19 protein-coding genes and 6 pseudogenes are annotated in these 26,811 nt (G+C 37.6%); 15 read left to right on the top strand and 10 right to left on the bottom strand.

What is annotated here, in order from left to right; translation table 11 throughout:
- Positions 1-13: 13 nt before the first annotated feature.
- Positions 14-1,106 (bottom strand): annotated as a pseudogene (serC, locus tag GNP35_RS04215) (3-phosphoserine/phosphohydroxythreonine transaminase).
- Positions 1,107-1,197: 91 nt separating this feature from the next.
- The gene (locus GNP35_RS04210; protein ID WP_155694809.1) at positions 1,198-2,682 is read right to left on the bottom strand and encodes an FAD-binding domain-containing protein; all 1,485 of its coding nucleotides are present in this window, start codon (positions 2,680-2,682) and stop codon (positions 1,198-1,200) included.
- Positions 2,683-2,815: 133 nt separating this feature from the next.
- Between GNP35_RS04210 and GNP35_RS04205 the strand changes: the two genes are divergently transcribed.
- On the top strand, positions 2,816-4,441 hold the full coding sequence (locus GNP35_RS04205; protein ID WP_196492423.1) for a carbohydrate binding family 9 domain-containing protein: 1,626 nt from the start codon (positions 2,816-2,818) through the stop codon (positions 4,439-4,441).
- Positions 4,354-5,028, top strand: a complete 675-nt coding sequence (locus GNP35_RS04200) for a hypothetical protein (RefSeq protein ID WP_155694805.1) — start codon at positions 4,354-4,356, stop codon at positions 5,026-5,028. Before GNP35_RS04205 ends, GNP35_RS04200 begins: the two co-directional genes overlap by 88 nt.
- Before the next feature lie 88 nt (positions 5,029-5,116).
- Here the strand turns inward: GNP35_RS04200 and gyrA are convergent, their stop codons facing one another.
- A complete protein-coding gene (gene gyrA / locus GNP35_RS04195) occupies positions 5,117-7,816 on the bottom strand; it encodes a DNA topoisomerase (ATP-hydrolyzing) subunit A (protein ID WP_155694803.1) in 2,700 nt (899 codons plus the stop codon).
- Between the two features lie 244 nt (positions 7,817-8,060).
- Between gyrA and ubiG the strand changes: the two genes are divergently transcribed.
- From ubiG to yfaE, 4 genes and pseudogenes are all read left to right on the top strand, one after another.
- The gene (gene ubiG, locus GNP35_RS04190) at positions 8,061-8,789 is read left to right on the top strand and encodes a bifunctional 2-polyprenyl-6-hydroxyphenol methylase/3-demethylubiquinol 3-O-methyltransferase UbiG (RefSeq protein WP_155694801.1); all 729 of its coding nucleotides are present in this window, start codon (positions 8,061-8,063) and stop codon (positions 8,787-8,789) included.
- A gap of 323 nt (positions 8,790-9,112) precedes the next feature.
- Positions 9,113-11,427 (top strand): annotated as a pseudogene (gene nrdA / locus GNP35_RS04185) (class 1a ribonucleoside-diphosphate reductase subunit alpha).
- Positions 11,428-11,468: 41 nt separating this feature from the next.
- Positions 11,469-12,599, top strand: coding sequence for a class Ia ribonucleoside-diphosphate reductase subunit beta (gene nrdB, locus GNP35_RS04180; protein ID WP_155694799.1), 1,131 nt, complete (start codon positions 11,469-11,471; stop codon positions 12,597-12,599).
- 26 nt (positions 12,600-12,625) lie between these two features.
- A complete protein-coding gene (yfaE, locus tag GNP35_RS04175; protein WP_155694798.1) occupies positions 12,626-12,892 on the top strand; it encodes a class I ribonucleotide reductase maintenance protein YfaE in 267 nt (88 codons plus the stop codon).
- 3 nt (positions 12,893-12,895) lie between these two features.
- Here yfaE and GNP35_RS04170 read toward each other — a convergent pair whose 3' ends face one another.
- Genes GNP35_RS04170 through GNP35_RS04160 form a run of 3 tightly spaced genes read right to left on the bottom strand, consistent with a single transcriptional unit; the run spans position 12,896 to position 14,975 of the window.
- Positions 12,896-13,543, bottom strand: coding sequence for a DUF2987 domain-containing protein (locus GNP35_RS04170; RefSeq protein WP_155694795.1), 648 nt, complete (start codon positions 13,541-13,543; stop codon positions 12,896-12,898).
- 3 nt (positions 13,544-13,546) lie between these two features.
- Positions 13,547-14,341, bottom strand: a complete 795-nt coding sequence (locus GNP35_RS04165; protein ID WP_155694793.1) for a glucosaminidase domain-containing protein — start codon at positions 14,339-14,341, stop codon at positions 13,547-13,549.
- Between the two features lie 58 nt (positions 14,342-14,399).
- Positions 14,400-14,975, bottom strand: coding sequence for a hypothetical protein (locus GNP35_RS04160; RefSeq protein WP_155694791.1), 576 nt, complete (start codon positions 14,973-14,975; stop codon positions 14,400-14,402).
- Positions 14,976-15,133: 158 nt separating this feature from the next.
- Between GNP35_RS04160 and yfbR the strand changes: the two are divergent.
- The 7 genes and pseudogenes from yfbR (at position 15,134) to GNP35_RS04125 (ending at position 22,226) form a co-directional block, all read left to right on the top strand.
- A pseudogene (gene yfbR / locus GNP35_RS04155) lies at positions 15,134-15,726 on the top strand (5'-deoxynucleotidase).
- A gap of 33 nt (positions 15,727-15,759) precedes the next feature.
- Positions 15,760-17,073: an anti-phage deoxyguanosine triphosphatase gene (locus GNP35_RS04150; protein ID WP_155694790.1), complete on the top strand. Its 1,314-nt coding sequence runs from the start codon at positions 15,760-15,762 to the stop codon at positions 17,071-17,073.
- Positions 17,074-17,354: 281 nt separating this feature from the next.
- Positions 17,355-18,893, top strand: coding sequence for a GGDEF domain-containing protein (locus GNP35_RS04145; RefSeq protein WP_155694788.1), 1,539 nt, complete (start codon positions 17,355-17,357; stop codon positions 18,891-18,893).
- An 8-nt stretch (positions 18,894-18,901) separates the two neighbouring features.
- Positions 18,902-20,256: pseudogene (ppnN, locus tag GNP35_RS04140) on the top strand (nucleotide 5'-monophosphate nucleosidase PpnN).
- A gap of 89 nt (positions 20,257-20,345) precedes the next feature.
- On the top strand, positions 20,346-20,732 hold the full coding sequence (locus GNP35_RS04135; RefSeq protein WP_155694786.1) for a DUF3192 domain-containing protein: 387 nt from the start codon (positions 20,346-20,348) through the stop codon (positions 20,730-20,732).
- Positions 20,704-21,312 carry a hypothetical protein gene (locus tag GNP35_RS04130; RefSeq protein WP_155694784.1) on the top strand — a complete coding sequence of 203 codons (609 nt, stop codon included), beginning with the start codon at positions 20,704-20,706 and terminating at the stop codon, positions 21,310-21,312. The genes GNP35_RS04135 and GNP35_RS04130 overlap by 29 nt, the downstream gene beginning before the upstream one ends.
- Positions 21,252-22,226: a hypothetical protein gene (locus GNP35_RS04125; protein WP_155694782.1), complete on the top strand. Its 975-nt coding sequence runs from the start codon at positions 21,252-21,254 to the stop codon at positions 22,224-22,226. The genes GNP35_RS04130 and GNP35_RS04125 overlap by 61 nt, the downstream gene beginning before the upstream one ends.
- 286 nt (positions 22,227-22,512) lie before the next feature.
- Here the strand turns inward: GNP35_RS04125 and GNP35_RS04120 are convergent, their stop codons facing one another.
- From GNP35_RS04120 to GNP35_RS04110, 3 genes and pseudogenes are all read right to left on the bottom strand, one after another.
- Positions 22,513-22,896: a DUF423 domain-containing protein gene (locus tag GNP35_RS04120; RefSeq protein WP_155694780.1), complete on the bottom strand. Its 384-nt coding sequence runs from the start codon at positions 22,894-22,896 to the stop codon at positions 22,513-22,515.
- Positions 22,889-23,560 carry an alpha/beta family hydrolase gene (locus tag GNP35_RS04115; RefSeq protein ID WP_230961300.1) on the bottom strand — a complete coding sequence of 224 codons (672 nt, stop codon included), beginning with the start codon at positions 23,558-23,560 and terminating at the stop codon, positions 22,889-22,891. Before GNP35_RS04115 ends, GNP35_RS04120 begins: the two co-directional genes overlap by 8 nt.
- Before the next feature lie 3 nt (positions 23,561-23,563).
- A pseudogene (locus GNP35_RS04110) lies at positions 23,564-24,456 on the bottom strand (transcriptional regulator GcvA).
- A 222-nt stretch (positions 24,457-24,678) separates the two neighbouring features.
- Here GNP35_RS04110 and cysK point away from each other — a divergent pair.
- Positions 24,679-25,646 (top strand): annotated as a pseudogene (gene cysK, locus GNP35_RS04105) (cysteine synthase A).
- Positions 25,647-25,716: 70 nt separating this feature from the next.
- Positions 25,717-26,172, top strand: coding sequence for a hypothetical protein (locus GNP35_RS04100; RefSeq protein ID WP_155694778.1), 456 nt, complete (start codon positions 25,717-25,719; stop codon positions 26,170-26,172).
- Here the strand turns inward: GNP35_RS04100 and GNP35_RS15990 are convergent, their stop codons facing one another.
- Positions 26,173-26,787, bottom strand: coding sequence for a gamma-glutamyltransferase (locus tag GNP35_RS15990; protein ID WP_269139915.1), 615 nt, complete (start codon positions 26,785-26,787; stop codon positions 26,173-26,175).
- Positions 26,788-26,811: the final 24 nt, after the last annotated feature.

The raw sequence follows: 26,811 nt of genomic DNA, 5'->3' as shown, positions 1-26,811 counted from the left end.
ATCTTTTACCCTACTACTGGTATTTAGTTTCAAACGCTTGCATAAATCTAGAAAGTGCTTCTACACCCTCGTATGGCATCGCATTATAAATGCTCGCTCGCATACCACCTACGCTTCGGTGACCTTTAAGTGCGACTAAGCCATTTGCCTTTGCTTCTTCCAGAAAGGTTTCATTTAAGGCTTCATTCTTTAAGAAAAACGTAACGTTCATTTTAGATCGGTTATCAAAGTGCACGCGACTTTCATAAAAGCTAGATTCGTCTATTGTTTTATATAACAACTCTGCTTTTTTGTTGTTCTCTAGTTCTATTTTTTCCACGCCACCCTGAGAAAGTAACCAATCAAAAACCAATTTAGATAAATAGATAGCGAATGTTGGCGGTGTGTTAAACATGCTCTCTTTTTCCGCAGTTACTTTGTAATTAAGTAGAGACGGTATATTTGAAGGGCTTCTTTTTAGTAACGCGTTATTGATAATAACGATACCCATGCCCGATGGCCCTATGTTTTTTTGTGCACCTGCATAAATTAAGTCATAGTCTTCAATATTAATTCGTCTTGAAAGAATATTTGACGACATGTCCGCTACGATAACTTGACTGCCATTTACTTTGAGTGCATTAGGCGATTCAAATATTTCTATACCATCAACAGTTTCATTTGGGCAATAATGGAGAAAGTCTGATTCGCTCGGTATAGACCAATCAGACATTGGTTTTACTCTTTTCAAACCATTTTCAATAACTGTACATTGCTGTTTCTCTAGCATCTATAAATTTATTAGCCTCATCGACTGCATCTGCTGACCAAGCGCCGGTTGTATAATAACTACCAACATTACCTAGTGTTAAATTCATTGGAACTGCAGCAAATTGCCCCCTGCCACCACCTTGCATAAATAAGATACTATAATTATCAGGTACACTGAGGAGTTGCTTTAAACCCGAAACTGCACTTTTGTATACGTCTATAAACTCGCTACTTCTGTGGCTCATTTCAATAACAGAACAGCCGGTTTCTTGCCAATTAAGAAATTCAGCTTGTGCTTTTTTCATTACGTCTTTTGGTAAAGTTGCAGGTCCCGCGCAGAAATTATATACCGTCATTATTTACTCTATTGCTATAAGGGTTTAGGGCTTTATTGAACAAATACTCTAACCTTTGAGTTACGGTTTAACAAGCTTAAATGTGTCTAAATTAGAATAACGAAAACTGGTTTTTGTTTACCTTGTCGTAGCTTTTCGTCTTTGGCTTATTTGTTGTTCGTTTTCTGCTGGCGTGAGTTTTTATGACTCTTTGTTTTTCATTTGGATCGGCGTGTGTTGCTAAGTATTCTTTGATTTTAAGTCGAGAGTTTTTTACCAGAATTTCTGGTGGTTCACTTTTAGGGTAAACATCTTCTTTTAGCGCCGGGTATAACCATGGTTGTTGTACAAAAGTGTTAGGCACATGGCCTAGCTCAGGAATCCATTTTCTTACAAACTCATTTTTAGGGTCATACTTTTCTGCTTGTTTTACAGGATTGTACATTCTAAATGGGTTAATGCCCGTTACACCTGATTGCATTTGAATTTGAGGATAATGGATACCAGGCTCATAATCGATAAACATTTGCGCTAAGTGACTTGCTGGCTTTTGCCAATGTAACCATAGGTGGTAACTGGAAAATGCCGTTAACATGGCTCTCATTCGAAAGTTAATCCAACCGGTATGGTTCAACATTCTCATACACGCGTCTACAAAAGGTACACCCGTGTTTCCCATTTTCCACAAATTAAACCTATCTTGGTCAAATTCATTACGACGCATCATATCAAAACTTTTGTTTACCGCTTGAAATTCGTGTGATGGTTCAGTTTCAAACTTTTGAATAAAATGACTATGCCAAAATAATCGAGACACAAACCCACTTTTGTTACGGGACCCTAGTTCATCGCTTATTTGCCAGGCTTTTTGCATTACGTCTTTTAAAGACAATACTCCATGGGCCAAATATGGGCTAAGTCTAGAACTCGATCTTATGCTTTTTATTGGACTTGAAATACCATATAGATAGTCTTTGACTCGACTCTCTAAAAAACCGTTTAATACTGTGTGCGCAGATTCTATTCCGCCAGTTTGGCAGTCATTTGCAAAATAGTTGTCATTTCCACCATAGCAATCTAACAACTCTAAACCCGTGGTTCTGGGTAAAAAAGAATGCCCACTGGGTATTGATATGGGTTTGTCATCAAAAAATTCTATCGCGCTTTCTTGCCATTTGTCTCTATTTAGGTTGCCTCGTATAACTGGTTTCTGTTTAAACTCTTTCCAAACAACCTTGTTTTCTCTCGCCCATTTTTTTACTTCTATGTCTCTTTTAAACGTCCAACTATTCCCTGTTTCTTCATGGCTTAATAATTTATTAATGGCAACATGCTTCATTATGTTAGAAAGGATTTCAGTAACGCTGCCTTTACGAACTGTTAAGTTAAACTGCCTAGATTCTAAGTTTTTCGCCAGGCTTTTTAATGACTCCTTTATAAATAAAAACTGCCTAGCGCTCGTATCTTCTAAGTTCCAATAGTCTGTTTCCACAACATAAAGAACAAATACCGGCAAGCCATCGTTAGCTGCATAATGTAACGCGTTATGGTCGTTTACCCTTAAATCTCGCTTTAACCAAACAATATTCACACTCATTTACGGCAGACACTCTTTATCTTTGAACAGGAAGTTAAAAACATACTTTGTTACGTATTTAAAATTTAACTTTTAAACCTTTTTCTATTTTTACGTGACTTACGGCAAAACTAGTCAAAAAAGAATGGAATTTATGAAAACTATTTTTAAGGCCATAATTGGTTTAATAGCAACAATGAGCTTTTGTTCATACGGAGCCGATTTACACGGCGTAAAAAAAATTACAACCAAAGCAAGTATCGACGGTAAGTTGACGGAAGCCCATTGGCAAGATGCAACAGAACTTACTCTTCCCTATAATATTAATCCGGGAATTAACAGCCCAGCTGACGTAAAAACTAAAGTGTATTTGTATGAAAACGGCAAAAGCTTATTTATTGCGTTTAAAGCAGACGATCCTGAACCAGAGAATATACGAGCCTATTTTAGAGACCGAGATACTATTTTTCAGGACGACTTTGTTGGAATTGTTATCGACACCTTTAACGATAATAGGCGTGCTTATGAGTTTTTTGTTAACCCTTTTGGTGTGCAAGGAGATCTAGTTAAAGACGATACACAAGGCGGTAATGAAGACTCCAACTGGGATGCGATTTGGCACAGTGCAGGCGAAATAACAGAAACTGGGTACGTTGTAGAAATGGAAATACCATTTAGAGCCCTGCGTTTTCCGGCCGTTGAAGGAAAAATGGATTGGGGTTTTCAGTTACTAAGAATAAGACCACGCGACAAGCGCACCGTTTTATCTAATTCTGCAATGGATAGAAATTTAGATTGTGATATTTGCCAATATGACAAACTGACAGGTCTGATTGCTACTAACTCAGAACAGAACATTCAAATAACACCGACACTTACCTACCTTGGTAATCAGTTCAGAGATAAACAATCAAATGATTGGAATAGCATTGAAAATAAAACCGATGCAGGATTAGACCTTCGTTGGGGTATTAACGACAACGTATTTTTAAATGCCACAATAAACCCAGACTTTTCACAAGTTGAAGCCGACGCTGCGCAGTTAGATATTAATAATACTTATTCGCTATTTGTTAATGAAAAACGACCTTTCTTTTTAGACGGAAGAGACTACTTTACAACACAGCGAATGAATCTTCTGCACACCAGGAACATAGCGTCTCCAGAGTATGGATTAAAATTAACGGGTAAAAATGATAAGCACACCTACGGTTTGCTAGCCGCTAATGACGAATCTACTACAGTTCTTATTCCTAATCGACAAGGTTCTGATATTGCCGAATGGAATGAAGGCTCAGACATTTTAGTTGGTAGATACCGAATGGATATTGGTAAAAGAAGTAACATTGGCGCAATAGTCACCAACCGTGAATCTACCGGTTATAAGAATACAGTCACCTCTCTTGATGGTAGAACTAACTTTAGTAAGTCAGATACCATAAGTTACCAATACGCCTACTCTGATACTAAAAATAATTTAGAACTTCAAAATCAATTTGATTTAGATGCTTCACAAACAGACGATGCGTATTCAATACGTTATAACCACAATACTCAAAACTACGGATACTCTGCGAACTATATGAATTATGGTGACGATTTTAGGGCCGACTTAGGTTTTGAAAGCCAGACAGGCGTGAAAAAAGCAGTTGTAGGTGGTTATTATGATTGGTTACAAGGTAGTAATAAAAAGTGGTCACGTTTGGGGTATTTGGTGATTGGGACAAAACCTATGATCTTCATGGAACCATGCTTGAAGAAGAGTCGGAGATTTATGTAAATGCTGAAGGACCAAGACAACTATATGCTGAAGCCGGTGCTTTAAAAAGAACGTCTTTTTGGAATGGTACCTATTACGATATCACCAGTTTTTCTGGTTTCTCACGCTTTGATCCTTGGCAAAATGTAAGGATTTGGGCTTTCTTAAGAACTGGTGACCAAATAGACTATTCAAATGACCGATTAGGAGAAGGCATAAATGCCGAAATTGGAACAAACTTTAAAGTTGGAAGGCATGTTAATGGTGAGGTAAATGTTAACTATCGAGATTTAGATGTTAATGGTGGAACGCTATTTGAGGCTTATCAGTATGACTTACGCCTGAACTATCAATTTAACCTGCTTTCATATATTCGTTTTATAGTGCAATACACAGATATAGAGCGAAACACAGAGCTATATAACAAGCCTGTTGACAGTATGTTCCGCGGTTTACGCACAGAGTTACTGTATGCATATAAACTTAATCCCCAATCTTTGCTCTATGTTGGTTACACAGACAGAGGCAAGCGTGATGACTCACTAGATGAATTTCAAAAGGACAACCGTAAAGTGTTTTTGAAACTGAGTTATGCGTTTCAAATTTAACAAAACATAGATTCGAAAAACGGATACTAAAAAGGCCCCTAATTAGGAGCCTTTGTTATATTTTTTTGTAACGAGTATTAACTACTGATTACGCGTCGTCTTCAGCATTATCTTCTGCGTCATCACTTTTATCTTGTGACTCTTCAGATTCAGACGTTGTTTCTTCAGAATTGTTTGCCTCACTTACAATTGGAGTGCCGTCTTCATTTAGCGCCTCAACAATAATTGGGTTACCATCTTCATCTAGTTCAACTTCGTCTTCAATTTCTTCAACACGAGCTAGACCAACAACAAGTTCACCTTCAATCGTTCTTATTAGTCGAACACCTTGAGTATTACGACCTACAACTGATACTTCTTCAACTCGAGTTCGAACCAACGTGCCTTTATCACTAATTATCATGATTTCATGGGTATCAGCTACTTGGGTTGCACCTACAACAAGGCCGTTACGCTCACTAACTTTAATTGAAACAACACCCTGAGTAGCACGGCTCTTCGCTGGATACTCATGTTGTGGCGTTCTCTTACCAAAGCCATTTTCTGTGATCGTTAAAATGTTGTCGTCATGGTTAGGAATAATTAATGAAACAACTTTAGCGTCGTCCGTTAACTTAATACCGCGTACACCTGTTGCTGTACGGCCCATGCCTCTTACTTGGTTTTCATGGAAACGAACCACTTTACCGTTTTGAGAGAACAACATGATTTCGTCTTCACCGTTAGTGATATCTACACCAATCAGCTTGTCACCATCGTTAAGATTTACAGCGATGATACCGTTTGAACGAGGACGAGAGTATTCAGTAAGCGCTGTCTTCTTAACAGTACCATTAGCCGTTGCCATAAAGACAAACTTGCCTTCTTCAAACTCACGCACTGGTAATATAGCAGTGATTTTTTCATCTGGGTCTAACGGTAAGATATTTACAATTGGACGACCGCGAGATTGACGACTTGCCAGTGGTAATTGGTAAACTTTCAACCAATACAAACGACCAAAGTCTGAGAAGCAAAGAATAGTGTCATGCGTGTTAGCAATAAGTAGCTTTTCAATGAAATCTTCGTCTTTCATCTTAGTTGCTGACTTACCACGGCCACCACGGCGCTGCGCTTGATAATCCGTTAACGGTTGATATTTTGTGTAACCTTCATGAGAAAGTGTCACAACTACATCTTCTTCGTTAATCAAATCTTCTAAATTGATGTCATGAGACGCATCTCGAATTTCTGTACAGCGATCATCGCCGTAGGTAGCTCGGATTAAATCTAGTTCTTCGCGAATAACTTCCATTAAGCGCTCTGGGCTACCTAAAATTTCTAGTAGTTCTGCGATTAGTTCTAGTAATTCAGCGTACTCACCAAGAATTTTCTCATGTTCTAAACCAGTCAATTTATGTAGACGTAGTTCTAATATCGCTTGAGCTTGTTGCTCGGTCATGAAGTATTGACCATCGCGAATACCATACTCATCTTCTAACCATTCAGGACGCGCTGCATCATCACCGGCACGTTCTAACATTGCTGCTACAGAACCTAGGTTCCATCCACGTGCAGTTAAACGCGTTTTTGCTTCCGCAGGTGTAGGCGATGTTTTGATTAATTCTATGATTTCATCAATGTTTGCTAACGCGATCGCTAAAGCTTCAAGAATGTGTGCACGGTCTCTGGCTTTACGTAAATCAAATACGGTTCTACGAGTTACAACTTCACGTCTATGCGACAGAAACGCTTCTAGCATTTCTTTTAGGTTGAATATTTTAGGCTGACCGTGGTCCAGCGCTACCATATTCATACCAAATACGGTCTGCATTTGAGTTAGAGCAAATAAGTGATTAAGAATTACTTCTGTCGGTTCACCGCGCTTAAGCTCAATAACGATACGCATGCCGTCTTTATCAGACTCATCGCGCAACGCTGAAATGCCTTCAAGTTTTTTGTCTTTAACTAACTCAGCAATTTTTTCAATTAACCGAGCTTTGTTTACTTGGTATGGAATTTCGTCAACAACAATAGTGTCTTTACCCGTTTTCTCATCAGTTTCGATATGAGTTTGAGCACGGATATAAACTTTACCACGGCCAGTACGGTAGGCTTCTTCTATACCTTTACGTCCATTAATGATTGCCCCTGTAGGGAAATCAGGACCTGGTATATGAGTCATTAACTCTTCTAAATCAATATCTTCATTATGCGAAAGTGCTAACGTAGCATCAATAACTTCACGTAATGAATGAGGTGGGATGTTTGTTGCCATACCTACGGCGATACCAGAAGAACCATTTACTAATAAAGCGGGTACTTTAGTTGGTAATACAGCAGGAATATGCTCAGTACCATCATAGTTCGGTACAAAGTCTACCGTTTCTTTCTCAAGGTCAGCTAGAAGTTCATGCGCAATTTTTTCCATACGGACTTCCGTATAACGCATTGCGGCTGCTGAGTCTCCGTCGATGGAACCAAAGTTACCTTGGCCGTCAACTAATGTATAACGAAGAGAAAATGGTTGAGCCATACGTACGATTGTATCGTAAACGGCGCTATCACCATGTGGATGGTATTTACCTATTACATCACCTACTACACGAGCAGATTTTTTGTAAGGCTTGTTCCAGTCATTGCGCAATTCATTCATTGCGAATAATACACGTCGATGTACTGGTTTTAATCCATCACGAACATCTGGTAATGCACGACCTACAATTACGCTCATCGCATAATCTAGGTAACTGGTTTTTAATTCTTCTTCAATATTAATCGGGCTAATATTGTTGGCAAGATCTGTCATAAACGCACTGTTCCCTGCAACTACTTTAATGAAGTTTTATTGTTATAAAGTCAGCTCGCGATTGTAACACAATGACGATTACTGGCTAGTTTAAATTAGTAATTTGTACTACTTCCATTTAAATATCAATCTATAAGTTTATACAAAAACAAAACTTTTCTACTTCAAAGATCCTTTTAGGATCTTTATAATAAATTTTAGATATGCCATCGTACGTCTGTGGCGACTAATTATATGGATCAAAATGAAGTCTGAACAAATTCCTCAAAATGATATTAACGTTGATGACAACGAAATCAACAAGTTTAACTCTATTGCAGCCGCTTGGTGGGATACTGAAGGTGAATTTAAACCTCTTCATTTATTAAACCCTACTCGCGTTGCCTATATCCAAGAAAAAACCGGTGGCGTCCAGCATAATAAAGTTTTAGACATAGGTTGTGGCGGCGGTATTTTTGCTGAGCAACTAGCAAAACTTGGCGCAGAAGTAACTGGCATCGATTTAGCTGAAGACTCTTTAAGTGTTGCGAAACTGCACGCATTAGAGTCTGGTATTAATAATGTAGATTACATAAAAGCTAACTCTGAAGAATACTCAGAAGCAAACGGCAATGCATATGATGTTGTTACGTGTTTGGAAATGTTAGAACACGTCCCCGACCCAGAATCAGTTGTTGCTTCGGCGATTAGATCCTGTAAGCCCGGTGGTAAAATCTTCTTTTCGACATTAGATAAATCATTTAAAAGCTATTTACTAGCGATAGTGGCCGCAGAAAAAGTATTAAAAATTGTACCCGACGGTACGCATGACTTTAATAAGTTTATAAAGCCTGCAGAGTTAGTCGGTTGGGCTGAGAAACATGGTGTTAAAGTGAGAGATGCCGTAGGTATCCATTTTAACCCATTTACAGAACAGTTTAAGATTAAACCAGGTGTTGGTGTTAATTACTTATTGTACTGTGAAAAGTTATAAATGGTGTTGCACGTTTAGCACCAATTTATGAATTTTTTCGAATAAAAAAAAAGAATATATTTTAATTTTAAGCTAGATTTTTTCTGTCGGTAATTGATAGTAAATGTCATAGCGTTAGGGAACACTTACCCATTAAATAAACGCCTATTTTTGCCCCAACATTTAGGGTTGCATTGAAGGTCAACACACCTTATCTTGTGTCACTGTAATATTTCAAACACTATATGATGTGTTTTTATCCAATGGGTAAAAAAGTTGGTTAATGTTAATACAATTAGCTTAAACCGTGCGCATACAATAAAAATAAAGGACAAGCAGGCCAGATGAATACCAGCCTTTCTGTTAGCAAACGAGACGGTTCAAAAGAACTTCTCGACTTAGATAAGATTCACAGAGTTATTACGTGGGCAGCCAAAGGCCTCGATAATGTTTCTGTATCTGAAGTTGAAATTCGTTCACACATTCAATTTTATGATGGTATTAAAACAGAAGACATTCATGAGACGATCATTAAAGCTGCTGCTGATCTAATATCTGAAACTTCTCCAGACTATCAGTACATGTCTGCTCGCTTAGCGGTGTTCCATTTACGCAAAAAAGCATATGGCCAGTTTGAGCCACCTCGCCTGTTTGACCATGTTAAAAAATGGTGGGTGATAAGCGCTATGATGAGCACCTATTGTCTGACTTTACAGAAGCAGAATTTGACGCAATGGACCAGTTTATTGTCCATAACCGCGATTTAGACTTTAGCTATGCCGCGGTAAAACAACTTGAAGGTAAATACTTGGTACAAAACCGAGTAACCGGCGAAATTTATGAAAGCGCACAGTTTCTATATGTCCTTGTAGCAGCGTGCTTATTCGCAAAATATCCAGCTGAAACTCGTTTAGATTATATTAAACGCTTTTACGATGCCGCATCACAATTCAAAATTTCTTTACCTACGCCTATAATGTCAGGTGTTCGTACTCCTACTCGTCAGTTTAGCTCTTGCGTATTAATTGAAGCTGGCGATAACCTAGACTCTATTAATGCAACATCATCTGCGATTGTTAAATACGTTAGTCAACGTGCAGGTATTGGTATTAACGCTGGCCGTATTAGAGCTTTAGGTAGCTCAATCAGAAATGGCGAAGCATTCCATACCGGTTGTATTCCTTTTTATAAGCACTTCCAAACAGCAGTAAAAAGTTGTTCACAAGGTGGTGTTCGTGGCGGCGCTGCAACATTGTTTTACCCTCTTTGGCATTTAGAGGTTGAATCTTTACTGGTTCTTAAAAACAACCGCGGTGTTGAAGAAAACCGTGTTCGCCATCTAGATTATGGTGTGCAGTTCAACAGAACGATGTACTCGCGTTTGATTAAAGATGACTACATTACCTTATTCAGTCCTTCTGACGTACCCGGTCTTTATGACGCTTACTTTGAAGATCAAGACAAGTTTGAAGAGCTTTACGTTAAATATGAAAACGATGACAGCATTCGTAAGAAGCGCATAAAAGCCATCGAGTTATTTAGCTTGTTCCTTAATGAACGTGCAAGTACCGGCCGTATCTATTTACAAAACGTAGATCACTGTAATACGCACAGTCCATTTAACCCTAAGTTTGCACCGGTTAGACAAAGTAACCTTTGTTTAGAAATTGCATTGCCAACTAAGCCACTTCAACATATTAATGATGAAGAAGGTGAAATTGCATTATGTACATTGTCGGCCTTTAACCTTGGTGCTATTAAGTCTTTAGATGAGTTAGATGAATTAGCAGAACTAGCAGTAAGAGCTCTAGATAGCCTACTGGATTACCAAGATTACCCAGTAATAGCAGCTAAAAATGCAACTATGGGTCGTCGTACATTAGGTATAGGCGTAATCAATATGGCCTACTACCTAGCTAAAAATGGTGCAAAATACTCAGATGGTTCAGGTAACAATTTAACGCACAGAACTTTTGAAGCAATTCAATATTACCTATTAAAAGCATCAAATGTGTTAGCGAAAGAGCAAGGCGCGTGTCCTAAGTTTAACGAAACCACCTACTCTCAAGGTATCTTACCAATAGATACTTATAAAAAAGCGGTCGATGAGTTTTGTGATGAACCTTTGCATTTAGATTGGGAAGGCTTGCGTGCAGACATGGTTAAGTATGGTTTACGTAACTCTACGCTTTCTGCGTTGATGCCTTCTGAAACATCATCTCAAATATCAAATGCGACAAATGGTATTGAGCCACCTCGTGGTTTAATCAGTATAAAAGCAAGTAAAGACGGTATTCTTAAGCAAGTAGTACCAGAAATTGCTACGTTACGTGACCAATATGAATTGTTGTGGAGCCTAGAAAATAACACTGGTTATTTGCAGCTTGTCGGTATTATGCAGAAATTTATTGACCAAACAATTTCAGCTAATACAAACTATGACCCAAGCAATTACCCTGATCACAGAGTGCCTATGCAGCAATTATTAAAAGACTTGCTGATGGCTTATAAATATGGCGTAAAAACACTTTACTACCATAACACTCGTGACCAAGCTGGTACGGTAACTGAAGGTGGCAAAACAAAATCGGTAGAGCCTCCAACAACAGTTGTAATTGAAGACGATGAAGACTGTGAAGGCGGTGCGTGCAAAATTTAATTGCACGCCATTCATAACCTAATTTAAGTAGAGTAAAGATAATGCGTTATACCACTTTTAATCAACACGATGTTAATCCGTTAGAGCAACCAATGTTCTTTGGCGAAACTGTAAACGTTGCTCGTTATGATCAACAACGTCATTCAATATTTGAAAAACTGATAGAAAAACAATTATCATTTTTTTGGAGACCAGAAGAAATTGATGTAAGTCGCGACCGCGCAGACTTCCAGTCAATGACGGAAAGTGAAAAGCATATCTTTATCTCTAATTTAAAGTATCAAACTTTATTGGACTCAATTCAAGGTCGTAGCCCTAACGTTGCTTTGTTGCCAATTACCTCTTTACCAGAGTTAGAAACTTGGATTGAAACTTGGTCATTCAGTGAAACTATTCACTCACGTTCGTATACGCATATTTTACGTAACTTATTTAATGACCCTAGTCCAATTTTTGATGACATTGTTAGAAACGAAGAGATTCTTAAGCGTGCATCAGATATTTCACAATATTACGACGACCTTATCTTCCATACGCAACTTTTCCAAACACTAGGCGAAGGCAAGCATACTATTGAAGGTGTTGAATATACGGTAACAATGCGCGAGCTTAAGAAAAAGCTGTACTTAGCAGTAAACTCAATCAATGCCTTAGAAGCAATTCGCTTCTACGTAAGTTTTGCTTGTACTTTTGCTTTCGCAGAACGTGAGATTATGGAAGGTAACTCTAAAATTATCCGCCTAATTGCCCGTGATGAAAACCTTCATTTAACTTCTACTCAGCACATCATTAATTTGTGGGCTGACGGTCAAGATGATCCAGAAATGCAAGAAATTAGCATGGAATGTTTTGCTGAAGCACAAGAAATTTTCTTAAAAGCTGTTGAACAAGAAAAAGAATGGGCCACATACTTGTTTAAAGACGGTTCTATGATTGGTCTTAATGAAGAGATTCTTTGCCAATATGTAGAATATATTGCTAACCATAGAATGGCGGCAATTGGTATGCCTACTATGTTTGATGTAAAGAGCAACCCTCTTCCGTGGATGAACAAATACTTAGAGTCTGACAACGTGCAAGTTGCACCGCAAGAAGCTGAAATTAGCTCGTACCTTGTTGGTCAAATAGATTCTGAAGTTAATGCCGCAGCGTTTGATGGATTTGAACTGTAATTGTTTAGACAATTACTTTTCAACCTATGGCCAAAGTTAACGTAATACAAAGTGAAAAATCATTAGCTAAGTTCGAGTTTCAAGACTCAGAAGCTAGTTTGTTAGATTCACTGCAACACAATGGTGTAGAGATGCTTTATCATTGCCGAGAAGGTTTTTGTGGGGCATGTCGTTGTAAAATTAAAAGTGGCTCTGTTACCTACTTAAATGAGCCACTTGCCTTTGTAAGAAAAGGCGAAATACTAACTTGCTGTAGTAAACCTGCAGGCGATATAGAAATAGAGCTTTTATAAGCTCTATTTTTGTATGTAAGGCAATGCTTTTGTTGGTTTTGTCGAAAACTTAACATGTTCTATATTATTTTCAAAACTACTTTTGGTGATCGTACAGCCTAAATCGTTACATTCACCTTTTGCTCCACTTACTATTTCCATGCTACTGCCTTCAGGAGCTAAAAACGTCGCTCCAATGACTTCTGGTGCAAGGAATGACAACATACCAGTTTGCTTTTCAAGCGCGGCATCAAACGTATCGATAAGAGCAATTATCTCATTCGCCTCTATGTTTGAAGAAAACAAACTGATACTTTCTATTCGCATATCTAAACCACAGTTATCATCATTTACTTTTTCTATTACAACTTGGGCTTTATCTAAATCGTACTGCTTGTCAAAAGGCAAAATAACTTCACCGGACTCATAGAAATACACTTTCTTTGATTTAAGTTTAGTTTTTAGATGAACCGACTTGATGCCACAAGGTTTGCCCGTCGTCATTTCTTTTAAATAAAAAGCTAATTTAACATTTTGAAATTCAGGCTTGTCCAATTTCTCTATACGATCAAAAAAACCATCGTAACTTAATGACATAACGTTTTCAGCAGCAAAAACAGAACTGCATACTAGGGTCGGTATAACCAACCCAAAGAGTTTTAATATTTTCATCAATTAATCTATATACTTATTATTTACTCGGATCATAGTTTGAATTTCTTCAACGTAAGCTTCTCTTCTAATGGAGTATTTTAACAAACCAGTTGCTAAAACTTGAGGGTCTAACTCTTCTTGTTCAGCACGCAACTCTTCTCTAACATCTCTAAGCATTACATAAGCATGACCAGTATTTAGGTTATTAAAATAACTTCTTATAGATGCGATTGGGTGATGGAACATTCTAACTTCATAAGTTTCACCAGCTGGGCGTCCTGTAGGAACAACGCCACAACCTTTTTTAAAACACCATTGCCCAAATAGATTATTTGCTTCAAGCGCAAACCTAGACGTGCCCCAGGCACTTTCATTTGCGGCCTGCATTAAAACTAAAGCGACAGGCAATGTATCTGCCCTTCTTAATACTTTTGTTTTTAATTCTTCAAACGGAACATCATTTTTTAAACTGTAACGTTTTAGTATTTTATTAAAACGCTGCTTTTCGTTTTTTGCAGTGGGTATTGCTGTTAAATTTGAAATAAAATCGCGCTGTTGTTCAACTTCAGAATTTACTTGCTCTACTAATGGTTGTAGATAAGAAAAAAACGCTCTCTTCTTTTCTTTTACATCGTTATATTCCGCGAAGTTAGGTAGGAATTCATTTGCGTAGGTAACCGTTTGCTCTTCTTCTGTCATTACTTCTTGTTCAAACGTTGTTGTTTGTTTACTAACAAATGGGTACGCTCCAAATAGAAGGACGATAATGATAGCTAGAGCGCTAGTTGCTTTTGATGATACTGATTGGTTTTGCATAAACACCTGATTTAAAACTGTTGAATTAATAAGGATTTTAGCACAGCGGTTAAACGCGTTATACCTTAACTTTGTCCCAGTATATATCTTGCTTACTAATCTGAGCGATTAAACTATTAAGATCAGAAAATAAGGTTACGCCTTTGTTTTTAGTTGATATACAACTGGCTATAAAATTATGGCAGTTATTACGCTGTAAATCGTAGTCTTTGTAAGTATAGATTCGGCTAATAGCTCGTTCTACAATTCCGTCGATAATAATTGATTTTCCATTTCTGTTGTTTGCTACATAAATATTGTTACCAGAACGTTCTTTTAAGAACCGAGAAGCAGAAACCGATTTAGTTAAGCCAGTATTACTAAACTCTATAATCGTCTCTTCATCTATCCAAACACCCGTATGGTCCAATACACCAAATACTTCACAGCATACAATGCTTCCTTCTTCTGGGTTAAACGTATTGGCCCTTTGACAGTATTCTGACGGAGACTTTACTAGCTTATTTGAGTTGCTAAGGTTGTTTGAAGATTCTCGGTTACGACGAAGCTCTAGATTTCGATAGTATTGCTTAGTACTTTGATTACTCACTACAGCCCCGAGTACCAAACCTGCAACAATAATGGGTAACGGCATAATGTACCTATATTATAAATGTTAAATTATCTTATTTAATTTTAGACCAATAATTGACTAAATCCTGTTACTGATTGAAACAAAATGTAAGCAAGGTAATCGACTTGTTTTTAATAGCTGTTATGCTAGACACAAGTAAAATAGTTAGAAGTAAACATATGGAAACCAGTCATTTTTTTGCAAATATCTCTAGGCTAAAGCTTATTTTTAGATGGCCGCTAATGCGAACCGTAACCGCTGAAAATGTTCAAGAACATAGCCACCAAGTCGCTACCGTTGCTCACATGTTAGCCGTCATCAAGAATAAAAAGTTTGGTGGTCGCCTTGATGTAAATCAGGTTGCTATAGTTGCTCTTTATCATGATGCCAGTGAAGTGTTGACGGGAGACCTGCCTAGTCCTATTAAGTACCATAATGAAGAAATAGCAAGAGCCTATAAAAAATTGAGAATATAGCAGAACAGTCTCTTTTAGACATGCTGCCAGAGGAATTCAGAGAAGATTTTGCTGATGTTATCGACCATCACAAAATACCAGAAGACATTGCCTTGATTGTTAAATCTGCAGACGTAGTCTGTGGTTATATAAAAGCGATAGAAGAAATTGCAGCGGGTAATCATGAATTTGAAAAGGCGAAAAAGAATATCGAAAAATCTTTAGAAAAATACCAAACTGAAGAATTACAGTATTTTATGAAGGTGTTTTTGCCAAGTTTTTCCCTTAGTTTTGATGAAATATCACGTCCGCTATAACTTACCTAGAAAATTAAAGCAGAGAGAATTCATATGGAACTATCCCAGCGCCGTTCAAATTTATCAACTAAACGGCCAAATGATCATAGGGAGCCTTATCAACGAGATAAGGCAAGAATCCTGCACTCTGCTGCTTTTAGGCGACTTCAAGCGAAAACTCAGATACTAGGAGTAGGCCAAGACGATTTCTATAGAACCCGACTTACCCACTCTCTAGAAGTTGCACAAATTGGTACAGGGTTATTGGCGCAATTAAAGCAAAGCCATCAAGTTATCAACAACCCAATATTTCAAAAGCTTCTCCCTCCAGACTCTTTAATTGAATCATTATGTTTAGCCCATGATATTGGCCATCCACCTTTTGGTCACGGAGGAGAAGTTGCACTAAATTATATGATGCATAACTTTGGCGGGTTTGAAGCCAACGGGCAAACATTACGAATCGTCTCAAAATTGGAACCATACACTGAATCACATGGTATGGATTTAACACGACGTACATTTTTAGGCCTAATAAAATACCCGCAATTTATAAGGGAAAATCCTAAGTATATTGCGTCACAAACTAATCACGAATTTATAAATGCAAAACAGTGGAAACCAACAAAAGGCTTATTCGAAGTAGATAAAGATGTTTATTCTTGGGTAATGGAAACCGCAACTGCAAACGACGCTAAGCTATTTACCAGTGCAGTTAGCGAAGACAATCAATCAAATACACCATATACTAAGTCAAAAACAAATTATAAATCTTTTGACGCTTCTATAATGGAGTTGGCAGATGATATAGCCTATGCCGTCCATGATCTTGAAGACGCAATAGTTTTAAACAACGTGACAGAGTCTGTTTGGCGCTCACAAGTTTTAGTTTCATTTAAAGCTTTAGATAATAAATGGGCCAAAACGCACTCAGAACAACTAACTGTAATGTTATTTAGTTCAAAACACTTTGAACGTAAAAATGCAATTGGCGCTTTAGTTAACCATCTAATTACTAACATCGCCATTACAGAACAACATAGCGGTTTTGAGCATCCCATTTTACGTTACAACGTAAAACTAGAGAGTTCAGCAGAATCCGTTCTTAACCTCTTAAAAGACTTTGTATACCAGAACGTTATTTTGTCAGCTCCATTACAACAAGCAGAGTTTCGAGGTCAACAAATGTTAGTGTCTCTATTTAAAGCGATTCAATCAGATCCCTTTAGATTGTTACCTACAGACTTATCACTTGTTTATCAAAGTACCGGGTCACTGGACCTTCAAAACCGGCTTATTTGTGACTTTTTAGCGAACATGTCAGACGTTCAAGCTACCCGTTTGTACAATACAATGTTTGTAGGTTAATCAATAATGGAACCCAATGTGTAACCCAACACGAAACATTACAAAACAACTTTCATTTTGTTCACTTTTAATTTAGTATCCCTTTTATCAACTGAGATTGGTTAAAAAGGAGTCTGTTATGAACGAAGAGTACAAACAAGAGCCTACTTGGCTACCCTACTACCTGCTTAAGTAACAATTAGTAACCTTTAAACAGCCATGTTAAATGGCTTTTTTTTTGCTTTGCAATTATAGTTACGTCATAAATTATTTTTTGTTACATAGCCTATACAAGCGATTATATGACTGACAAATCAATTTCAGAAGTAATTAAACTTCGCGAAATCAATACTCGTATTGAGACAAACCTTAGTAGCACTTTTAAAGTAATTGACCGATTTGGTGTTATTTTGAAGGGCAATCACAAAGAGCTTGATCATAAACTCGCTGAATTACGCAAAGGCATAAAAAAAGCGGAAGATTCTTCTGAATTAGAACCTTTTATTACCGCTACAAACCAGTCACTAAAATCATTCGAAGTAGAGTTTGCGAACAGCTTAAGAGAACTCAAGTCTGATGTATTAGAAATCGGCGAATCTCTACAATCTACAAAGGGAATGGATTCTACCGTTCGTAGAAATTTAAGGATGATATTAAATAAAATTAAGTCTACCGACTCTAGTATTATTACGGAAATCCAGCCTAATATAGCCAATTTAATGAAGTTGCTGGTAGCGGTAAAATTTAGTGATGTTGCCAACGAAGATGCTCCTAATGACGAGCCCAACAATATCGCCGAAACGTTCAATTCCAATATGATGCAAAGCCTAGTCTCTGGGTTAATCAAACTGTCTAAAAGTGATGTGATAAAACCAAGTTTAGATACGTTCAGTGACCGCATAAAAATAGCCGATAGCGAAGACCAAAAGCTAGATATTTGCCTAAGCTTTTTCGAAGACGTGGTTGGACGTTTTAGTGAAGAGTTTTCGCAGACACAACGCTTAATTTTAAATATCAACAAAGCGCTTGCTGATGTTCATGCTACGCTTCTCGATTCTCTTAAAAGCTCTAAAAACTATGACAAACAACTAAAGTCGTTAAATAGCCAAATCGATAAGCAAATCAAAGAACTCTCTGACAGCACGAACTCTGCAACTTCATTAAGTGATCTTCAGGTTGTGATAGATAAGAAGTTATCTGTTATCAATACTTCAATCCGCAAACGGGACGATATAGAACAAGAGCGGTCTGATAAATTACAGTCGGCATTAAATGCGATGGAAGCCAAGCTAGGTGGATTGGAGCAGCGGACTGACTACTATCGAAATAAATGGCTCGAAGAAAAGGTAAGGAACGGAATTGACACTTTAACCAGCTTACCTAATCGCGGTGCCTACGATAATCGTATTCAAGAGGAATACCAGCGTTGGTTGCGACAGCCTCAACCATTGTCTATAGCGGTTATTGATATAGACCACTTTAAAAAAATAAATGACAACTATGGTCATAGTGTAGGCGATAAAACGTTGAAAATTGTTGCCAATACTCTCAAAAAAAGCCTTCGCAAAACTGACTTTTTAGCGAGATATGGTGGTGAAGAGTTTGTAGTAATTATGGTTAACAGCGATCCAAGTAAAGTGGCTGAACCTTTAGAAAATTTAAGAAAGGCAGTTGAAAAAATTCCTTTTAAAGTAAAAGATACACCATTAAACATTACAATATCCATTGGATTTACCGCATTTTTAGCGGCTGATAATGTACACACCGCTTTTGACCGAGCGGACAAAGCCCTTTACGAAGCCAAACATACCGGCAGAAATAGGGTTTGCTATAAAAAATAGGAGTAGTTATGCGGATAGTATTAAGCCCGCTCGATGGAATGAATTTATTGTCTCAAGTCGAAGTGAAACAACTAGAAAAGTCGTCAAATAGTGACTTATACAAGCTTTTTAGGAGTTGTGCACTCGCAGTATTAAATGTAGGTAGCGAAACTGACGACAGTGCAGAGATCTATAACCAATATAAAGACTTTGATATTCATCTGATTTCAAAAGAACGTGGAATAAAAATAGAGTTAATCAACCCACCTATGTCAGCGTTCGTAGATGGTAAATTAATTGTAGGTATACAAGAACACTTACAAGCTGTAATACGTGACATATTATTTAATGCTAATAAATACCAGCATCAACCGTCATTAAACATTTCTGAGAGTAAACAAATTACGAATAATGTCTTTGACATGCTTCGGAATGCAAGAGTAGTTCAACCTATAGACGCACCAAATTTAGTCGTATGCTGGGGTGGCCACTCAATTGGGCCAGAAGAGTATGACTATACGAAGGAAGTTGGTTACCAACTTGGCCTACGAGGATTAAACATTTGTACCGGTTGTGGTCCAGGTGCTATGAAAGGACCAATGAAGGGTGCAGCGTTAGCACACTCAAAACAACGGATAAAAATGGCCGATACCTGGGTTTAACTGAACCTTCAATTATTGCGGCAGAAGCGCCTAACCCAATAGTTAATGAATTGGTTATACTGCCTGACATAGAAAAGAGGCTTGAAGCCTTTGTTCGAGTTGCACATTCAATTGTCATTTTCCCTGGGGGTGCGGGTACAGCTGAAGAATTGCTCTATATCTTAGGTCTTATGCTGAACCCAGAAAACGAACAGCAAATTCTGCCTATAATTTTGACGGGTCCTAAATCTTCAATTGCCTACTTTGAAGAGATTGCTGAGTTTGTTGAAAGTGTATTAGGTGAAAAAGCGAGAAGTTTACTTACTATAGTAACCAATGACGCAATAGAAGTTGCCTCTTTAGTAAAGGCACAAATGGAGCCTTTGCGTATACACAGGAAAACCATAGGCGATGCATATCAATTTAATTGGACGTTAAAAATACCAGAACCTTTCCAGCAAAGTTTTGACCCAACGCACCAAAACATGGCTAAATTAAACTTACATTTAGACCAGCCTGTGGAAGACCTAGCGGCAAACCTTCGTCGAGCTTTCTCGGGTATTGTTGCCGGAAATATAAAGCAAGAAGGCTTGTTAGCAGTAAAAGAGCATGGGCCTTTCGAATTATCCGGTGATACCGGACTAATGAACAAGATGGACAACCTGTTAGAGGCATTTGTAAAACAAGGTCGAATGAAGTTGCCCGGCTCAGTATATGAACCATGCTATAAAATAAAAACTTAATACAAAAACATTTACAAAGTTAACTTTGACAATACAACGGCCTTTATCGTTATAATGATAAAGGCTTTTTAATATAAACAGGTTAGACAATGAGTAAGAAAGTAGTTAAATATTCGCTAATTGGGTTTGGTTTATATGCCGTGTTAGCTGCAGGTGTATTAACGTTTTATGAAGATAACCCAGACCAAATGAGATGGGATGACAGGCAAGCATACAATAAAAAGTATATAAATGAGTTGTCTATAGACGAGCCTATATTTAAGGAGCGTATAATACAGTCGTTGGGTTCACCTGATATTACAGAGGCAAAAATACTAAACGGCGAAACATTTCAGGTTATGTTCTATCGTACTAAACATGAAAAATCTGATGGCATAACGACTAAAGACGAATGTACACCACTTTTATTTAAAGATGGCAAGCTCATTGCTTGGGGTATATCAGCCTTTGAACAATTTGACGCGATTAGAATTTGAACCAAGAACTCGCTTTAATAATGACAATACTAAGTCAGACGCAATAAACCACTTTATTGCGTTGGCTGGTAGATGCGCCACTGATTTTAGAACTCAAGACATTAGTACACTAAAAGTATCCATTGGTCACTTTATTGACGCAACGCAAGAAGTTCTAACGCATACACCAGGCGCCTCTCTACTTTTATTAAATGTGAGAGATAAAAAACAAAGTTACTTAACAAATCTTATTATTAAGACGGTATTGATTGCCAATGTTCTAGCTCATCAAGGCAATTATTCTCTGGTGACGAAACAGAAGCTAGTTACCACAACATTACTAATCATTTATACCATGTCTCCTTATTTTCTTAAGATAAAAGCTGACCATAGTTTATTCACTCAATATAAGAGTATTTTTAAAAATGCGGCTAAAATCACTTTCAAACAAGTCAAAAATGAATACATAGACGAGCCTGATATTCTTCGGATACTTTCGCAAATAGCGAATATCAATGAGTTTAAAAATAAAAACCAAGTATGCCAAACAATCGTTATTCTATCTTTGAACTCGGCTATTTACACCTGCCCTTTTACCTAAGTAAACCGTTATCGGCAGATGCAGCACTAGCTAAGTCTTTGGTGCAGCTTAATTTAATTTGTCCAAAACCATTTACGGCAAGTTATGTTGGAATGTTTAGCCAATGTATGTCTCTTTTGTCATTTGGCAAGTTGTGTGTTTCTGCTGACAACAATTTTTTAGTATCTGTAAACTATAAAGTTAATAATAGAAATGACATTTCAGAGGTTCCTTGTATAAGTTACGAGAAAGTTGAAGAACGTAATGTATTTGTCGCCCCCATGGTATTGAGTACAAACAAAATAAGATTTATTTTGCCGCAACAGGCTCTAAGTTATAAAACGTCACTCAGCCATTTATCAGTAGAAGTTATTGAAAGCCTTATAGGTTTAGCACCAAATAATAATGAATTAAACGCTAGGTATTTACCTCCGGAGTACTTAGACAAAACTTCAAAAGCACTGCTATCGGAAACGACTTTATTAATTGCCGACTACCTTTCTCAAGATACTCAAAAGTCTAAGTTAGTGATGGACTATGCCAAAGGCGTTACACGCACTCACCAGCCTGTTTCTAACATTCGACACGCTATTGCCCTTTTAGGAATGATTCGTATATACCCAGTAGTTTGTATTTCTGAAATGAAATTACTCCAACAAAAAAACTTAGCCTTTGGTGAGTATGAAGTTATAAACAAAGAAAATGTGTTTGCTGGTATAGCGAATGGCTTAAGCAAACTGGTAAGCTTTTCTATTCCTGAATATCAAGAACTAGTGTCTAGAGTTATATTTCAAGGTTTGATGATTATTCCAAAGAGTCGCTACGCCGCTAGCATTGCCACTTTACTAGGGCCGAATGAAAACGAGTTTTACACCCTAAACGACGCGTTTGGTAAGGCAAGAATAGTTGATTGGGCACGTTGCAGTAAAAGTTAGCTATTGACTGGAAATTACCCAAGGCCTACGCTGCTACTCTAAATAGCTTCTTTGAAGTAAAGTCAAAACTTATAGATTATAAAGCTGTTCCTAAACAAATTAGAGTAAACGTAAGCGGGTTAATTATAGCTGAGTGGACACTTTTAAACTGGTTAAAAGGTAATAACCGCCCTAGTTCTTTGGATGATATTTCAGGCGCATTATCAGTTTTGAATATAAGTAACAGTGAGTTTCTAACTATTTATCAGCAACTCATCGACAATAACCAACCTTGGTCTAGCTTGCGTTAAGCCTTATCAATATTACCCTTTAATGTAAAAACTAGTGTTGTCCATCCTCCTAACAACAAAATACCTCCTATTGGCGTAATAGCACCTAACAAGCCAATTTCAGTTATCGCTAAAAGGTAGAGAGAACCTGAGAAAAGTAGACTTCCGAATAAAAATAACTTTGAAGCTACTCTAGCAGCCTTAGAGTCTTTTAATAGCGATGTGAATAGCAAAACTATTGCATGATACATTTGATATTCTACCGCGGTCTGCCAAATTCCTAGCTGGTAGTTACTTAACATTCCCTTAAGTCCATGGGCTCCAAAAGCGCCAAAAGAAACAGCAAGAAAACCCAGTATAATCGCACTAATGAAAGCAAATTTAGAGTTAATATTATTCATTTAGCTGACCAGTTACAAATTGTTCTATTTTACTAACGGCTAACTGCATGTTGCTTAATTCAGTATATCCAGAAGCCTTTCTTGGTTTAAAACTATGATCACCATCAGGAATAGCAAAGGTTTGCATGTTCTTAGGCAGTTTTAATGATTGAATTAATTCGGTCCCACCAAAAGAATCTCTTTCTCCCTGCAGGATCAAAGTTGGTTTGACAATTTTAGGAAAATGGGCGATTCGTTCTTCAAGCTTCTCTGGTTTACCAGGTGGTATAAATGGATATCCCAAAACAATTAAGCCGTCAAATAAGTTACTAACGTCTGTTGCTAATAAACTCGCCATTCGCCCCCCCATACTTTTGCCTATTAGAAATAACGGCAGTTTAGGTGCAATACTTGTCTTTACCATTTCCATTTCTAGCTGAAAGTATTCTAATAACTGTGGGGCTCGATTAGGTGGACGTCTTTTTTCCGTTTCATAGACTGTTTGCATGTAAGGAAAATTGAAAGTAACGACATTAAACCCAAGTTTTGCCAATGACATTGCATAATCAACAATAAAAGTGTGCTTATTTCCGGCGCCTGCACCATGTGCAAATATTAAGGTTGCTTTAGCCTCTTCATTTAAATAAGTAGTTCTTTTATATCCGTCTTGTATTACGTTAATCAAATGCTAACCCCTGGGATTCTTTTTTACCTTATTCAACAACCACTGCCTAAATATTTTTATTTTAGGGCTATCAATTTGTGAATCGCGGCACGCTAGATAGTAAGCTCGTTCACTAATCAATGCTTGAGTAAATGGCACCACTAACCTCCCTGATTCAATATCCGGCTGTGCTAACACACTATGCGCTAACGCTATTCCTTGGCCGTGAATAGCGGCTTGGAGCACCATAGAGGAGTGGGAAAAAATAGGGCCCTGATTAACGTTAATATCCCTTAATCCTACGGACTTAATGTAATCTTTCCAATTATTGCGTGCAGTATCGTGAAGTAACGTAAAGTTTTTTAAATCTTCTAGATTCTTTAAGCCATTATTTTGGGCTAGCAATAACGGCGAGCATACTGGGATTAGGTATTCAGTATGCAGTTTGTCGGCATTTATGCCATTCCACTGACCTTTGCCATAATAAATAGCCACATCAACGTCATCTGTTAGTGAGTTTCGTCATGATCCTGAGCTTTAATGCGAACATCTATATCAGGATTGTGTTTAGAAAAATCACTGAGTCTTGGTACTAACCATTGAATCGCAAAACTAGGTGTCATTGCAATACTCACAGAGCCTTTTGCGCCACGGCTTAGTAGCCGCTCGGTTGCATCATAAAGATTAATAAAAATGTCTTAATATCTAAGTAGTAACTTTGTCCCTCTTCCGTAAGCAATAAGAGCGATTACGCCTCATAAAAAGTTTAATACTTAGATGATCTTCTAATAATTTTATTTGATGACTAATTGCCGCTTGTGTAACAAATAGCTCTTCAGCTGCTTTTGTAAACTGAGGTTTCTAGCCGCGGCTTCAAAAGCTTTAAGGGAATTTAGAGGGGGTAATCTTCTAGCCATTATTTTATTTTTATCATTAGAAATATTAAAGTGAGTTTACCATTTCATTTACTAAAGGCTACTGAAATATTAAGTACAGGTATTCAAATATACATACCATTAGTTAGTAACAAACCTTCTTTATTGTGAAAAGTAATATTATATGACGTATTTGCATTTCTCTTATGCGTTTAAAAAGCCTATCTTTAAGGTCAACATAATTTTACAAACGTTCCGGACATTATGGATAATATTTATATAGATAACTCTCAAAGCATAGGTAATACACCGCTCGTTAAACTAAACCGAGTCACGACAGGAAATGTATATGCCAAAATAGAATCGCGTAACCCTTCTTTTAGCGTTAAGTGCCGAATCGGTGCAAATATGATTTGGGACGCTGAGAAAAAAGGTTTGTTGACGGAAGGTAAAGAGTTAATTGAACCTACTTCAGGTAATACCGGAATTGCATTAGCCTTTGTTGCTGCATCTAGAGGCTATAAGCTTACGTTAACGATGCCTGAAACCATGAGTTTGGAGCGACGCAAACTACTTAAATCACTTGGTGCCAAACTAGTGCTTACTGAAGGCCCAAAAGGCATGGGCGGTGCAATCGCCAAAGCAAATGAAATTGTTGCTCAGAAACCTGATAAGTTTGTATTGCTACAGCAATTTGAAAACCCTGCGAATCCACAAATACACTTTGAAACAACGGGGCCAGAGATCTGGAATGCGACACAAGGCAAGATTGATATATTTGTTGCTGGTGTGGGTACTGGCGGAACTATCACTGGTGTTTCTCGTTATATTAAAAACGAAAAGAATAAGAATATACAGTCCGTTGCGGTGGAACCAACCCACTCTCCTGTAATTAGTCAGCAATTAGCAGGACAAGAATTAACACCTGGACCACATAAGATTCAGGGTATAGGCGCTGGTTTTATTCCTAAAAACTTAGACTTAAGCCTTATAGATTCAGTGGAACAAGTTTCTAATGAAGAAACTATGGAAATGGCACATAGACTAATGAAAGAAGAAGGAATTTTAGCTGGTATTTCTTCTGGTGCTGCTGTTGTTGCTGCCAAAAGACTTGCTGAACGACCTGAAAACAAAATAAGAATATTGTTGTTATTCTACCTAGTGCATCGGAGCGCTATTTAAGCTCACCTTTATTTGATGGTGAATTTGAAGAACAAGAACTAACTCAATAACCAGTAAGACTTTATTTATAAGCTTTTGTAGTACACTTGTTGTTGTCCCGTTTCAATTGGATAACAACAAGTGCTGAAAAAAAGCTTATTACTATATTTGATATTATTACTGCCGTTAGTAGGTTGTGAAGAAAAAAGTGACAACATCCCTGCATTTGCAAATCCCAATGCTCCAGAATATAGAGCTCTTACATTTTTCGATGCGATTTATAATAACGCCGATATGGAACTTGCGCTTAAATATTCTACCAAACAGCATGCTCGAATTATTAAGTCGTATGGAAGCGTAAAGGGTTACTCTAGATACGTATTGAATCTACAGTTTGATCCTGGCGTCGACTTAAAAATAGACAGAACATTAAGCCAAGTAGAAACCACTTCACAAAAAACAACGTCTGTTAATATTTTGTTTTCTGGCTTCTATCATGGCAATAAGATTAATGACTTAAGAGAAGTCAAATTTGAAAAAGTGAAGGGCCAATGGCTAATATCAAAGATAGCCGGTGACCCATACGCAAGAAGATAATTAGAGCCCTTCGGACGTCCCTTCTCTTCTTGGGTCAGCTGCACCTTGCCAACCACCTTCAACTTTTAGTATTCCGTGTATACCAGAGGTTAAGTTAAGCATTCTAACTTTATGGCCTTTGGCTTCTAGCTCTGGTTTTATTTCTAATAACTCAGCCCTATTCTCTAACGACGTGTAACTATTTCGATTAGAAATTCGTGGTAAGTCCACTACCTGCTTCATATCCATTTTATAATCAAGCAGTCCAATTAAGGCGTAACCTACATAGTTGATAATTCGGCTGCCGCCTGGCGAACCAATTAACGCAAAAACTTTATTGTCTTTTAGCACAATCACTGGTGTCATTGAGCTTCTAGGTCTTTTTCCGGCTTCAACACGGTTTGCAACCAACTTACCATTAACACTTGGTTTCAATGAAAAATCCGTTAGCTGATTGTTTAGTAGAAAGCCGCCTGACATTACGTTTGAGCCAAAGCCCATTTCAATACTTGTCGTCATAGATATCGCGTTTCCAAACGAATCAACTATTGAGAGGTGACTCGTATTTGGTTGCTCAATACTTACATTAGATGCAATTCGGTTATCACTGAAACGACCCGGTTTAGCTTTGCCCAAATCTTTTTATCGTCTATCAAGTTT

Source organism: Psychrosphaera haliotis (assembly GCF_009728465.1).
Classification (GTDB): domain Bacteria; phylum Pseudomonadota; class Gammaproteobacteria; order Enterobacterales; family Alteromonadaceae; genus Psychrosphaera; species Psychrosphaera haliotis.
Note: the sequence above shows the minus strand (reverse complement) of the source record. Positions and strands in the feature narration are given on the sequence as shown.

Coding starts and splice junctions, on each gene's coding strand:
- GNP35_RS04210 (WP_155694809.1), bottom strand. CDS start 2,682: ATGAGTGTGAATATTGTTTGGTTAAAGCGAGATTTAAGGGTAAACGAC.
- GNP35_RS04205 (WP_196492423.1), top strand. CDS start 2,816: ATGAAAACTATTTTTAAGGCCATAATTGGTTTAATAGCAACAATGAGC.
- gyrA (WP_155694803.1), bottom strand. CDS start 7,816: ATGACAGATCTTGCCAACAATATTAGCCCGATTAATATTGAAGAAGAA.
- ubiG (WP_155694801.1), top strand. CDS start 8,061: ATGAAGTCTGAACAAATTCCTCAAAATGATATTAACGTTGATGACAAC.
- nrdB (WP_155694799.1), top strand. CDS start 11,469: ATGCGTTATACCACTTTTAATCAACACGATGTTAATCCGTTAGAGCAA.
- yfaE (WP_155694798.1), top strand. CDS start 12,626: ATGGCCAAAGTTAACGTAATACAAAGTGAAAAATCATTAGCTAAGTTC.
- GNP35_RS04170 (WP_155694795.1), bottom strand. CDS start 13,543: ATGAAAATATTAAAACTCTTTGGGTTGGTTATACCGACCCTAGTATGC.
- GNP35_RS04165 (WP_155694793.1), bottom strand. CDS start 14,341: ATGCAAAACCAATCAGTATCATCAAAAGCAACTAGCGCTCTAGCTATC.
- GNP35_RS04160 (WP_155694791.1), bottom strand. CDS start 14,975: ATGCCGTTACCCATTATTGTTGCAGGTTTGGTACTCGGGGCTGTAGTG.
- GNP35_RS04150 (WP_155694790.1), top strand. CDS start 15,760: ATGGAACTATCCCAGCGCCGTTCAAATTTATCAACTAAACGGCCAAAT.
- GNP35_RS04145 (WP_155694788.1), top strand. CDS start 17,355: ATGACTGACAAATCAATTTCAGAAGTAATTAAACTTCGCGAAATCAAT.
- GNP35_RS04135 (WP_155694786.1), top strand. CDS start 20,346: ATGAGTAAGAAAGTAGTTAAATATTCGCTAATTGGGTTTGGTTTATAT.
- GNP35_RS04125 (WP_155694782.1), top strand. CDS start 21,252: ATGCCAAACAATCGTTATTCTATCTTTGAACTCGGCTATTTACACCTG.
- GNP35_RS04120 (WP_155694780.1), bottom strand. CDS start 22,896: ATGAATAATATTAACTCTAAATTTGCTTTCATTAGTGCGATTATACTG.